At 66.8% G+C, this 12,033-nt stretch carries 14 protein-coding genes; 3 read left to right on the plus strand and 11 right to left on the minus strand.

What is annotated here, in order from left to right:
* From GVM20_RS12100 to ispG, 5 genes are all read right to left on the minus strand, one after another.
* A partial coding sequence (locus GVM20_RS12100) for a manganese efflux pump MntP (protein ID WP_166547454.1) occupies nt 1–473 on the minus strand: 473 nt, incomplete at its 3' end.
* 28 nt (nt 474–501) lie between these two features.
* Nucleotides 502–801, minus strand: coding sequence for a type II toxin-antitoxin system RelE/ParE family toxin (locus GVM20_RS12105; RefSeq protein WP_166547455.1), 300 nt, complete (start codon nt 799–801; stop codon nt 502–504).
* On the minus strand, nt 798–1,073 hold the full coding sequence (locus GVM20_RS12110; protein ID WP_166547456.1) for a ribbon-helix-helix domain-containing protein: 276 nt from the start codon (nt 1,071–1,073) through the stop codon (nt 798–800). Before GVM20_RS12110 ends, GVM20_RS12105 begins: the two co-directional genes overlap by 4 nt.
* A gap of 97 nt (nt 1,074–1,170) precedes the next feature.
* Nucleotides 1,171–1,914: a thioredoxin family protein gene (locus tag GVM20_RS12115; protein ID WP_166547457.1), complete on the minus strand. Its 744-nt coding sequence runs from the start codon at nt 1,912–1,914 to the stop codon at nt 1,171–1,173.
* Nucleotides 1,911–3,059 carry a flavodoxin-dependent (E)-4-hydroxy-3-methylbut-2-enyl-diphosphate synthase gene (ispG, locus tag GVM20_RS12120; protein WP_166547458.1) on the minus strand — a complete coding sequence of 383 codons (1,149 nt, stop codon included), beginning with the start codon at nt 3,057–3,059 and terminating at the stop codon, nt 1,911–1,913. The genes GVM20_RS12115 and ispG overlap by 4 nt, the downstream gene beginning before the upstream one ends.
* Nucleotides 3,060–3,269: 210 nt before the next feature.
* Between ispG and GVM20_RS12125 the strand changes: the two genes are divergently transcribed.
* Together GVM20_RS12125 and GVM20_RS12130 are read left to right on the plus strand one after the other, a co-directional pair.
* On the plus strand, nt 3,270–4,013 hold the full coding sequence (locus tag GVM20_RS12125) for a DUF8692 domain-containing protein (protein WP_166547459.1): 744 nt from the start codon (nt 3,270–3,272) through the stop codon (nt 4,011–4,013).
* 45 nt (nt 4,014–4,058) lie between these two features.
* Nucleotides 4,059–4,997 (plus strand): alpha/beta hydrolase fold domain-containing protein, encoded by a 939-nt coding sequence (locus GVM20_RS12130; protein WP_166547460.1) that lies wholly within the window; start codon nt 4,059–4,061, stop codon nt 4,995–4,997.
* On the opposite strand, the gene GVM20_RS12135 is transcribed toward GVM20_RS12130, so the two are convergent.
* Together GVM20_RS12135 and GVM20_RS12140 are read right to left on the minus strand one after the other, a co-directional pair.
* Nucleotides 4,994–5,944 carry an SDR family NAD(P)-dependent oxidoreductase gene (locus GVM20_RS12135; protein WP_199799585.1) on the minus strand — a complete coding sequence of 317 codons (951 nt, stop codon included), beginning with the start codon at nt 5,942–5,944 and terminating at the stop codon, nt 4,994–4,996. The two genes, GVM20_RS12130 and GVM20_RS12135, sit on opposite strands and share 4 nt — an antisense overlap.
* A gap of 16 nt (nt 5,945–5,960) precedes the next feature.
* The gene (locus GVM20_RS12140) at nt 5,961–6,473 is read right to left on the minus strand and encodes a GNAT family N-acetyltransferase (protein ID WP_166547461.1); all 513 of its coding nucleotides are present in this window, start codon (nt 6,471–6,473) and stop codon (nt 5,961–5,963) included.
* Between the two features lie 74 nt (nt 6,474–6,547).
* Between GVM20_RS12140 and GVM20_RS12145 the strand changes: the two genes are divergently transcribed.
* Nucleotides 6,548–7,624, plus strand: a complete 1,077-nt coding sequence (locus GVM20_RS12145; RefSeq protein WP_166547462.1) for an isoaspartyl peptidase/L-asparaginase family protein — start codon at nt 6,548–6,550, stop codon at nt 7,622–7,624.
* A 101-nt stretch (nt 7,625–7,725) separates the two neighbouring features.
* Here GVM20_RS12145 and bla read toward each other — a convergent pair whose 3' ends face one another.
* Genes bla through GVM20_RS12165 form a run of 4 tightly spaced genes read right to left on the minus strand, consistent with a single transcriptional unit; the run spans nt 7,726 to nt 12,033 of the window.
* Nucleotides 7,726–8,658 carry a class A beta-lactamase gene (gene bla / locus GVM20_RS12150; protein WP_166547463.1) on the minus strand — a complete coding sequence of 311 codons (933 nt, stop codon included), beginning with the start codon at nt 8,656–8,658 and terminating at the stop codon, nt 7,726–7,728.
* Nucleotides 8,655–9,587, minus strand: coding sequence for an RDD family protein (locus tag GVM20_RS12155; RefSeq protein ID WP_166547464.1), 933 nt, complete (start codon nt 9,585–9,587; stop codon nt 8,655–8,657). The genes bla and GVM20_RS12155 overlap by 4 nt, the downstream gene beginning before the upstream one ends.
* Nucleotides 9,584–10,663 (minus strand): stage II sporulation protein M, encoded by a 1,080-nt coding sequence (locus tag GVM20_RS12160; protein WP_166547465.1) that lies wholly within the window; start codon nt 10,661–10,663, stop codon nt 9,584–9,586. Before GVM20_RS12160 ends, GVM20_RS12155 begins: the two co-directional genes overlap by 4 nt.
* Nucleotides 10,660–12,033, minus strand: a complete 1,374-nt coding sequence (locus GVM20_RS12165) for a DUF58 domain-containing protein (RefSeq protein WP_353653156.1) — start codon at nt 12,031–12,033, stop codon at nt 10,660–10,662. Before GVM20_RS12165 ends, GVM20_RS12160 begins: the two co-directional genes overlap by 4 nt.

Consider the following 12,033-nt stretch of genomic DNA (forward strand, 5'->3'; position numbering starts at 1 on the left):
GCCCATTCGCCAAGGTGGTCGCCCGCGCGGCGGCCCAGCAGCACGCCTGCGCCGCTCATGACGAAGGTGACGATCCCGATCAGCGCCACGGCCAGCCACGGCGATACGCCGAGTGCGGGCAGGGTGATCCCCGCCGCCAGCGCATCAATACTGGTGGCCACACCCGCGATCAGCAAGGTGCGCCCGGTGAGCGCGCGCGCGGCCTCCTCGTCGCCGACATGCCCGCCCAGCATCCGTACCCCGAGAAAGGTCAGCAGACCGAACGCGATCCAGTGATCGACCGCTTCGACATAGATCAGCGCCACTGCGCCGATGAACCATCCGGCAAGCGGCATCAGCGCCTGAAACACCCCGAAGGTGAACGCAATGGCCAGCCCGCCGCGCGGCGAGGGCCGGAACCTCGCACCTTGCGTAAGGGCGACCGCAAAGGCGTCCATCGCCAGCGCGAGAGCAAGGAGCAGGGCTTCGATCATGAGGCGGGAATGCTCGGCGAGATGGGTTTCAGACAGGCAGGACGGTCAAATCCCGGCGTCCGTGGACGATCCGCTCGATCACCACAAGAGCCTCCGCCTCGCGATAACGGTAGAGGACGAGGTAGCTGTCCTGCAACAGCAGCCGCACACCGGGCCCCGCATCTTCGCGGGCGTGGCCGATTTCAGGGAAATCAGTGAGCCGCGCGATCGCATTCTCGATCCGGTCGATCTGCCGGTCGGCGGCCGCGATGCTGTCGGCGGCGATATGCAGCCAGATGTCAACAAGGTCGGCCCGCGCCGCGTTGGAATAGCGTGTGTCGACGCTCATTCAGCCGACGGGGACAGGCGTCTGCGCCCTTCGGCCTTGATCGCCGCAAAATCGAGCGGGCCATCGCTATATCCGCTCGCTTCCGCGTCAGCGAGCAGGCGGCGCAGGCGGGCTGTCGCCAATTCCTTGCGGCTCCGCTGTTCGCGCCAGTCGCGCAGTGCTTCGCGCACGACCTCGCTGGTTGAGGCGTAATCGCCCGAGGCGACCGCGTCCTGCACTTCGGCCAGCAGTTCGCCCGTCAGGGAGACTGAGATTTTCTCAACCTTGCTCATGGGTAAATGGTAGCACTATTTGCTACCATCAGCAATCAGGGGCTCGCCAGAACTAGGGCAAGGAGGAGGGCGGCAATCATGGTTCCAGCGGCTTCGATCAGTTCGCGGGGTCGGAGACGAAGCCGACCGATGCACCCGTCTTCTGGAGTTCATACATCGCGGCTGCAACACAGCGCCATGGTGTTTGCGAGCTACCGCGAACCTCAAAGCGCAGACCTTTGTCGATGTCCGGAAGTTCGACAATCCGGCTGTGCCAAGGGCCATCGGGCGAAACTGCAAAGCGGCACCCAGCATCGTCGCCCGCGATATGGAGCGTGATCGCTGCGGCATCTCCTGATGCGGCAGCAGTTTGGGGAGGGGCCAGTGCGGCGAGCTCCGCGAAAATCGCATCCTCGCTGCGGCTGGCGGCGTTGCGCCAGCTTGCGGCGGTGTCGAGGTTCACCGCGCGGCCATCGGCGGTCAACACCAGCAAGGCAGGCGTCCCGGGGACGTCCTCAAGGCCAAAGCGCTTGGCAATGTCGAGGTTCCTGCCCTCTCCGGTCTGCGGGACGCCGACATCGATGAACACCACTTCGTAGCTCTGCGCGGTCAAAGCGGCAAAGCGCGGGGTTTCCAGCCAGCCGGCCAGTGCGCGGCTATCGTGGCACCAGTTCGCGCCCAGCACCAGCAGCACCCGCTTGCCATTGGCGGAAGCGCGGGCGAGTGCGGCGTCGACGTCAGCGGTGGCAACGGCGGTGGCGGAATAGGCGCGCGCTTCGGGATGGGCCGGAGCGGCATCGCCTGTCGTCGCGCAGGCGGCCAGCGCCAGCGCCAGACTTGCAGCAATCGCGGCGCGGATCACTCGGCGGCTTCGGCAGGTGCTGCGTGGGGATCAAAGGCGGTTGCTTCGCCCGCTTCGATGGCCGCGGCCTTTTCCTCGACCAGCCGGACGATGTGATCGAGCATCGCCTCGTCATCGATCGCATGGGCTTTCATGCCGGACAGGTAGACCATGTGCTTGCCATTGCCGCCGCCGGTGAGGCCGATATCGGTCTCGCGCGCTTCGCCGGGGCCGTTGACCACGCAGCCGAGCACCGAGAGGCTCATCGGGGTCTTGATGTGTTCGAGCCGCTTTTCGAGGGTTTCGACCGTGCGGATCACATCGAAACCCTGCCGCGAGCAGGACGGGCAGGACACCACCCGCACGCCGCGCGTGCGCAGGCCCAGGGCCTTGAGCATGTGGTAGCCGACCTTGATTTCTTCTTCCGGTTCCGCCGACAGGCTGACGCGGATCGTGTCGCCAATACCCGCCCACAGCAGCGAGCCCATGCCGATGCTGGATTTCACCGTGCCGCCGATCAACCCGCCCGCTTCGGTGATGCCGAGGTGCAGCGGGCAATCGACCGTCTCGGCAAGGCCATGATAGGCCGCGACCGCAAGAAACACGTCCGAGGCCTTCACCGCCACCTTGAATTCGTGGAAATCGTGATCCTGCAACAGCTTGATGTGATCCAGCGCGCTTTCGATCAGCGCTTCGGGGCAGGGCTCGCCATATTTTTCGAGCAAGTCTTTTTCCAGCGACCCCGCGTTCACCCCGATGCGGATCGCGCAGCCATTGGCCTTGGCGGCGCGCACCACTTCGGCCACGCGCTGGGCCGAGCCGATATTGCCCGGATTGATGCGCAGGCAGGCCGCGCCAGCGTCCGCCGCTTCCAGCGCGCGCTTGTAATGGAAGTGGATATCCGCGACGATGGGAATACGCGCGCCGCGCGTGATCTTCTTGAAATCGCGGGTCGATTCCTCGGTCGGGCAGGACACGCGAATGATGTCCGCCCCCACTTCCTCGCAGCGCCGGATCTGGTCGAGCGTCGCCTTCACGTCCTCGGTGGGGGTGTTGGTCATGGTTTGCACGGTGATGGGAGCATCACCGCCTACGGGGACATTCCCCACCATGATCTGGCGACATTTGCGCCGTTCGATCGTGCGCCACGGACGGATGGAAGACATGGGGCAGCCTATAGTCGCTCCGGCGTGGGCCTGCAATGACCCGCACGGCGGTTCGGCGCATGGCGGGCGCGCCTTCAAATCTTACAACTGTCGCATATTGGCGCAGGGGCGGATTTGCCGGTTCGTGGGAAGCAAACCGCAAGCTATTTGTGACACTACGGGGTCACACAATACACTCTGTTGCAGGTTCTCTGCGCATCAGGACGGAACATGGCGATGATCATGATCGGCGATCTTTGGCGGACAAGTGTCGAGCTGGCGCGGTCGCGCGCGCTGCACATCGCGCTGATGTGCGTGGTTCCCTATGCCTGCGTGCTGGTGGGTCTGGATGTCGCCGCGCATTACGGCGACGCCACCGGCGCGGCGCTGCCGACGCAGTTCTTCATGTCGCAGGATGGCTCCTTTGCGGAGTTCCTCGAATATTCGCTGACCACGGCCTCAGCCGTGTTGCTGTTCGTGCTGTGGTTGCGCACCCGCGCGATGGTCTATCTCACCAGCGCGGTGCTGTTCGTGTGGATGACGCTCGACAACTGGGGCGAGGTGCATGAGCAACTTGGCTTCTCCTTTGCTGCCGATATGCCGATTTTCGCATGGGTGCCGGTGCATCCCAATCACCTGGCGGAAACGCTGGTGTTCGGCGTTATCGGGCTGGTGTGGTTGACCGGGATGGTGGTGGCGCTGCGTCAGGCGGACCGGCGCGCGGCAATCCACGGCGTGCTGCTCGCGCTGTGCATTGCCGGTGCGGCGGTGTTCGGCGTGGCGGTTGATATGGTGACATCCTGGGGCGAGCACACGCCCGGCGTGCTCAATCTCCTCGCCTTCATCGAGGACGAGGGCGAGTTCACCATGATCCTGATCATGTTCGCGCTGAGCGTCGGGATCTTCGATGTCGAAGCGCGCCGCCTGAAGCATCAGACCTCCGCGCAAGGCGGGCTGCGCACCGCCAGCGCTTGACTTGCCTCCCCGGCGCGGCACTCTGCCGCCACAAGGGGAGAGATCATGCTGACCGACAGTTCCATCGCGCTGCGCAGCGCCAGCCCGAGCCTGCTGATGCGGGTGATCAAATTCGTGATCGCGCGCGGCAAGCCGGTGTTCCCGCATGACGAGGCTGGCTTTCACGCAGTGATGGCCGGGCGGCGGCTGCCCGTCGATGCGCCGATGCCCGAAGGGTTCCGCAAGCGCTTTGTCGTCGAGGAACGCGAGGTGCTGGGCAGCCGGGTGGTGACGCTGCATCCCAAGGGCGGCCCCGGCGCGTGGCACATGCTCTATTTCCACGGCGGCGGGTTCGTGCAGCCGATGTTCAAGGTGCACTGGCCGCTGGTCGCCGCAATGGTGAAGGCCTGCGGGATCAGCGTGACCGTGCCGCTGTATCCGATGGTGCCCGAAGCGCCCTACACCGCGCAGGACGCACTGGCGGACGCGGTCTATGCCGATCTCGCGGCGCGTCACGATCCGGCGCGGATCATCCTCAACGGGGATAGCGCGGGCGGGCATATGGCGCTGGTTTTGGCGCTCAGGCTGGTGCGGAGCGGTGGGCCGCTGCCGGGCAAGCTTGCGCTGTTTGCCCCGTGGCTCGATCTCGGGCTGGCGGACCCCGCAATCGCCGCGGTGGAACCGCATGACCTGATGCTCAAGATCGGCACCCTGCGCGCGTGCGGCGGTCTGGTCGCAGCGGGGCGGGCGATGGATGATCCCGACGTTAGCCCGCTCTACGCCGCGCCGGAACTGCTAGCCCAGCTACCCCCGACCCGCATCTGGACCGGGCGGCACGACATCTTCATCGTCGATTCGCGCAGCTTCACAGGGCGGCTGCGCGCCGCCGGGGTGTACGCCAAGCTCTACGAATACGAGGCCGCACCGCACGTCTTCATGGCGGTCCTGCCCACCCGCGAGGCGAAGGACGTGATCGGATTGCTGCGGGCGTTCCTCGCCGATTAACTCGGGAACCTAGCCCCGGTCAGTTCCTCGCTCAGCTTCCACAACTGGTCGGCGAAGCTGGGGTTGAGCGCGTAGGAGCGCACCCCGCCGCTGGCCGATTCGTCATCCACTTCGGCGACATGGCAGTCCTCGCAATAGACCCCGCCCTTGCCTTCGAGTTCAGGGGCGGTGGCCGCCCAGCAGCTGGTCGCGGCACCCTGCGGGATGGTCTTCCATGCAAAGCTGGTATCGCGCGAGGAAATCCGCGCCATCAAAGCCTCGCGCATGTCCTGCGTCATGTAGCGGCCGAGGTTGGTCTCGATCCCGCCGGGATGCGCCGCATAGGCGTGGATACCCATCACCGCATAACGCGCCTCGATCCCGACCGAGAACAGCACGTTCGCGGTCTTGGACTGGCCGTAGCTCGACCACGGATCATAGGGGCGGTGCACGAAATTGGGGTCGTCGAAATGGACCGGCCCCATGTGGTGCCCGCGGCTCGACAGGTTGACGATGCGCTTGGCCGTGCCCGCCTCAATCAGCGGCATGAGTTCCGCCGTCAGCGCGAAGTGGCCCAGATGGTTTGTGCCGAACTGCCGCTCGAACCCGTCGGCGGTGTGTTCGAACGGGGTGGCCATCACCCCGGCATTGTTGATCAGCAGGTCGATCCGGGCGAACCGCTGGCGCGCGCGCGATGTCGCGGCGCGGATGCTTTCGAGCGAGGCGAGGTCGACCGTGATGGTATCGAGCCGCGCGTCCGGCACGGTCGCAAGGATCGCGGCGACCGCTTCGTCCAGCTTGGCCTGATCGCGTCCCGCCAGCACCACATGGGCGCCCTTGGCCGCCATCGCACGGGCGGTTTCCTGCCCCAGCCCGGAATTGGCCCCGGTGATGAACGCGGTTTGCCCCGAGAGGTCGATGCCCTCCAGCACCTCGTCGGTGGTGCTGCTCCAGCCAAATGCGCTCATGATCCCGCTCCTGTGGTTATAGCTTCAATTCGTACAAAAATTCCGCGTCGAGTTGCTCGCCCACCTGAAAGGTGATGTCGGCGATCTTGCCGAAGCCATAGCGCTGGTAGAACCGCTGCGCGCCGAAGTTCTCAGAATAAACCGACAGAAGGACCGCATCATGCGACCGCTCGCGCGCCACGCCCAGCGCCCAGTCCATCAGCTTGGCGCCGATGCCCGTGCCGGTGTGGGTGGGCAGGGCGTAGAGCTGGCCCAGCTCGATCGGATCGCGCGCATCGCTGTAGCTGGTGTAGTGGCTGGGGTAGCGCAGCTTGCAATAGGCAACCAGCGCGCCGTCCTCTTCCGCGAGGCAGTGGGTGCAGCTGTCGCCCGCGATTTCCTCGGCGACCGGGCCGGGTGCGTGAACCTGCGCCAGAAAGGCGGCGAGATCTTCGGGTGTGTAGAGATGCCCGAACGCGGCGATGAAGGTTTCCGCGCCCAGTGCGGCAAGCGCAGGGGCATCGGCGAGGGTGGCGGGACGCAGGATCATGGCACCGCCCTAGCGTGCGCGGGGCGCGCTGTTAAGCTGGCGAAACGGTGAGCGGCGCGTTACACCTTGCCGCCATGAACAAACTGATCGCTGCTCTCGCTCTCGCCCTGATCCCCACCGCAGCCTTGGCTGAGGAGGCCGCGCCCCCAGCCCCCAAGTGGTCGATTGCGATTCACGGTGGGGCCGGGACGCTCGATCCCAAGGCGATGACGCCGGAAAAGCGCGCCGAGTACGAAGCTGCGCTTCAGGTCGCGCTCGATGCCGGAGCGAAGGTGCTGGCCGAGGGCGGCAGCGCGATGGACGCGGTGAAGGCGGCGATCATCCCGATGGAGGATTCACCGCTGTTCAATGCGGGCAAGGGCGCGGTGTTCACCTGGGAGGGGACCAACGAGCTCGACGCCTCGATCATGGACGGCCGCGATCGCTCAGCCGGGGCAATTGCCGGGGTGAAGACGGTGAAGAACCCGATCCTCCTCGCAGACACCGTGCGCACGCAGAGCGAGCACGTGATGCTGATGGGCGCGGGCGCGGAAGCATTTGCAGTCGAGAAGGGCTTTGCCGTCACCCCGCCCGAATATTTCGCCACCCCGGCGCGGCGCGAGGCGCTGGAGCGGCTGAAGGCGGAGAAGCTTTCGGCGCTGGATGTCGATCACAAGTTCGGCACGGTGGGCGCGGTGGCGCTCGACCAGAACGGCAATCTGGCGGCGGGCACCTCGACCGGCGGGATGACCGGCAAGCGCTGGGGCCGCGTCGGCGATGCGCCGGTGATCGGCGCGGGGACCTATGCGGATAATCGCGCCTGTGCGGTCTCGGCGACAGGCTGGGGGGAATACTTCTTGCGCGTCGGCGTGGCGCACGAGATTTGTGCGCGGTTGCGAGCGACCAACGAGGTGAAAGTCGCGATGGCGGACGAAGGTGCTGCCGCCGAAAGCATACGCACAGAAGAAGCCCAGTATATCGCCGACGCTGTCATGGCCGACGTCAAGCAGCTTGGCGGCGATGGCGGGGTGATCCTCGTCACGCCCGAGGGCCACGCGATCTTCAGCTTCAATACCACCGGCATGTATCGCGGCCGCGCGACCAGCGCAGGGATGAAAGAGGTGGCGATCTTCGGCGGTGAGGAAAAGGCGTCAGCGACGCCGGATCACTGAAGCCCCTTCCCTTGAGGGAAGGGGTTGGGGATGGGTGTGCGACACCCGTTGGCGCGGAACCCCCATCCCAACCCTTCCCCAAGGGAAAGGGCTAAACTCACTCAATAAATCTTCCCCACCAGCGGCAACCCGCGCTCCGGCTCGGCGAATTCCTTGATGATCCGCCCCACGCGCGACAGGGTCAGTTCCGCCCGCGCGGCCATGTCGTCATCGCCCTGACGCGCGCGGAAATAGCACGCGAAGGTGATCGGCGGCTGGCCCTTCGGCCCTTCGGCGAACCCGATGTCGATATAGTTGCCTTCCGTCCCGACCATGCCGCTGGTGCCGGTCTTGTCGCCTGCAACCCAGCCTTCGGGCAGCCCCGCGCGGACGCGGCGCAGGCCGGTTTCGGTCGCGATCATCCAGCCCTTCAACTCCGCCCGCTCGGCGTCCGGCAGGACGTCGCCATAGATGATCTTGGCGACATTGCGCGCCATCGCGGCAGGCGTTGCGGTGTCGCGGAATTCGGCGGGGGGGACGATGTTCATCTCCGGCTCGTAGCGGTCAAGGCGGCTGACCTCGTCGCCGATGCTGCGCCAGAACGCGGTCAGCCCCGCCGGGCCACCCAGATTGCGGAGCAGGATGTTGGCCGCCGGATTGTCCGAGGTCACCTGCGTCGCCCGCGCCAGCTCGCGCAAGGTTGCCCCCGTCGCGATCCGCTCGCGGGTGAAGGGCGCGTATTCGAGCATGTCGGCCTCGGTCCACGTCACCCGCTTGTCGGCATCAATCGCGCCCGCCGCATGGCGTTGCAGCAGCAGGGCAGCGAGCGAGAGCTTGAAGGAGGAGGCATGGCCGAAGCGGCGGTCGCGGTTGAGGCCCACCGACATCCCGCTGACGGTGTCGAACAGCTCGACCCCCAGCGTGCCGTTACCGACCGCCTCGATCAGCCGCAGCTCTGCCGCCAGCCGCCCCATCGGGCTTTGATCGGGCGGGATGCAGGCTGATGCCCCCAAGGCCAGCGTGCCGCCGATGAAGAGTCGCCGGTCCATTGTCATGAGAACTTGTCCGCCTTCCGCTTGCCGAACCGCATGTCGGCCTCCAACCGGCTGCGCAATTGCCCATAGAACGCCTCGAGGAAAGCTCTTTCGTCGCCCGCGCCCGGGTCCCAGCCGATCTTGCGGCAGATCGTGGCGTGCACGGCTTTGAGCGCATCGGGCTGGGAATCGCGCAGCAGCCGTTCGAGCGTCTGAAGCTCGCGCTCGCCATAGACCGAAAGCTCCGCCTCGCCGAAATCGTAGCGCACGCCGGTGACCTCGCTCGCGCCCTTGCTTGTGGCGGCACCCTGCGTGCTGAGCACGGCGGCCAGCCGGGTGCGCGGACGTTCAACCACCCAGGTGCCGGCGATGATGTCGCCCGCCCGCAGGCAATCGCGGTTGAAGAACGGGAACAGCAGGAACAGCAGCAACCAGCCGGTCAGCACAATGCCGAGCGCGCCGACATCCTCACCCTGACTGCTCAGCCCGACGAGGATCAGCAGCGCGATCAGCGGGTAGAAGACCTCGATATCGCGCAGCAGGTTGCGCGCGATCACGGCCTCGGGCGTGAGGCGCGCCCCGCCGCGCGCGGCAATGCGGATACCGACCAGCCGCTTGCCCAGCGTCGCGCCGCGCGGACCGAGCTCCTGCACCAGAAAATAGCCGTACCAAGCGGCAAAGCCGATCAGCACGGAGATGATCACCAGAAACTCCGCCGATCCGGGCACGCGCTGTTGGGATTCGAAGCCGATCCCTTCCATCACGCCTTCGAACAGCGCTTGCATCACCCACTGAAAGGCGATCAGCCCGATGACGATGATCACCATGTCGATGATCAGCGCCCCCGCCCGGGCCCCGCGCGCGGCGAGAGTGAGCGGCAGCGCCAGCCCTTCGGGCGTGATCAGCGTCCGGGCGCGCTTGTCCGGCTTGATGGCGGCGACTTTGCTCATGCGGCGTCCGCCCCGGCGGCGGCGTCGGTAATGCGCGGGCGGTAGAGGATGAAATAGGAGAGCCAGAAGGCCAGCATCGTCCCGCCGATCACGAACCGGCCGGAGGTGCCATCAACCAGCTGGCGCGGGAAGGCCTCAAGCAGCGCGGCGACGATCATCATGATCACCACGCCGACCATCACCACCGCCGAGCGCCGCCCGGCCGCTGCCGCCGCATCGAGCACCGGGAGCTTGCCGGGAAAGGCCATCGCCCGCCCGATATGCAGCCCCGCCGCGCCCGAGAGCAGAATGCCGAACAGCTCGGTCGTGCCATGCACAGAGAGCCAGGCGGCCAGCTCCACCACCAACCCCTGCCCGTCGAACAGCCATAGCAAGGCCCCCAGCAAGGCCATGTTATGCACCAGCAGCAGCAGCGACGGGATGCCGAAGGCAAAGCCCAGCGCGAAGGCGAGGATGCACACCGCCGAATTGTTGCCGAACAGCTGCGCGGCGAAGGCCGACAGGCCGTCGGCGCTGTTCTCGGTCGCCAGAGTGGCGAGCAATTGTTCGCGGCTTGCACCGGGCACGCGGGCCTCGCCGAAGCCGGCCGGGAACAGGCGGTAATACCACGCCTCGTCCTGCGCCACGAGCAGCCAGCCGACCACCGCGCCTGTCACCATCACGAACAGCGCGATGCAGATGTCGAGCCACAGACTGCGCACCGCACGGCTCCAGCCACCGAAGATGAAGCCCCGAAACCAGCGGATGAACCCCTGACGCGGGCCGTAAACCTGAAACCATGCGCGCTGCACCAGCGCTTCGAGATAGGCGAGGGTTGCCGCGTCGAGCGACGTCTCGCGTGCCACCGAGAGCGAGGAGGCGGCGGTGCGATACAGCGCGGGCAGCGCGATCAGATCGGCGTCGGCGATGCGGCGCAACCCGCCGCGCTCCATCCGGGCGAGGATGTCCTCCAGCCTGCGCCAATCGCCCTCACGCTCCAGCCGGAAGCGGTCGGACCGCAGCGCCGCGCTTTCGATATCGGGCGGCGCGGCGACCTGACCGCGCCCGAACCATGACGAGATGACCGGCGCCTTCACCCGATCGCCTCACTGTTGCGGATCGCGAGATAGCGGTCGATCAGTCGCGGCCCGATGCTCTCCCACGGGGCTTCGAGCACGTCGATCCCCTGACGCCGCAGCCGGGTCAGCACCAGCTTGCGCTGCTGGGCGAGGCTATCGGCGGTGACCGACCGGGCCAGCGTCGCGATATCGCCGGGCGGGGCGGTGATGAGGTCCTCGACCTCGCTGTCGGTCATGGTGACGAATAGCACCAGATGCTTGCCCGACAAGCGCCCGAGGCTTTCGACCATCAGCTCTGCCGCGGTAGGATCAGTGAAGTCGGAGAACACCACCACCAGCGAACGGCGCTGGAGCCGCCCGGTAAGCGTGGCGAGCGCGAGCGTGAAATTGGGCTCGGCCGCCTGATAATCGAGGCCCGCCGCCGCGCTCTGCAACCGGTGGAAGGCGCGCGGATCGCCGATGAAGGGCGTCATGATCTGCGGGGCTTGCGCAAAGCCGAACAGGGCGACCTTGTCTCCGCCCTTCAGCGCGACATAGGCGCAGGTCAGCGCCGCGCTGACCGCCCGGTCGATGCGCGGCAGGCCGTCCACCGGCTCGCACATCGCCTGCCCGCAATCGAAGGCGAAGACGATCTGATTGTTGCGCTCACTCTCGTTCTCGCGAGCGAACAGACGGGTGTGGCGGGCGCTGGCCTTCCAGTCGATCCGGCGGCGATCCATGCCTGGCTCGTATTCGCTCAGCGCCTCGAACTGTGTGCCTTCGCCCCGAATGCGGCGGGCGATCAAGCCCACCTGCGCGTTGCGCAGGAACGCCTGCAAATCGGGCGAGCGGACTGGGGACAGGTCGGGCCAGATCCGCACCGGGCGGTCCAGCGGATAGTCGACCTGCCGCGCCCCCAGCCGCAAGGGCCCTTCCCAGCGCATCCACGCCCGCTCGACCTGTGCCGTGCCGCGCCGGGTGGGCGTGAGCACGGTCTCACCGCGCCAGCCTTCGCCAAACGGTTGCGGTGCGAGCGTGAGCGTGACCCGGCCTTCAGGCGCTAGCCGCGGGTCGCAGGCCAGCGCCGCTTCGGCCCGCGCCGGCTGGCGTCCGGTGAACCGCGCGGTGATGGCGAGCACGCTCCGCTGCCCGACCTCGATGTCTTCAGGCGTGCGAATTTCCCAGCTGTCGAGCCGCCCGGTCATCACCGCATCGAGCGCGATCAGCGCCACCAGCGTCAGCCCCAACAGCGGCGCGATCACCCACGCGCCCGGAGAGGTCGCGGCGATCACCACCGCCACCGGCGCCAGCGCCGCCGCGATCCACGCCGCCCGCTCGGTCGGGGCGACGATCAGCAGCGGCCGCAAGGGCAGCAGCAGGATGCCGAGGACAAGGCGCAGGACGCGGAT

Origin of the sequence: Porphyrobacter sp. SLTP (genome assembly GCF_009905735.1) — a bacterium.
GTDB lineage: Bacteria > Pseudomonadota > Alphaproteobacteria > Sphingomonadales > Sphingomonadaceae > Erythrobacter.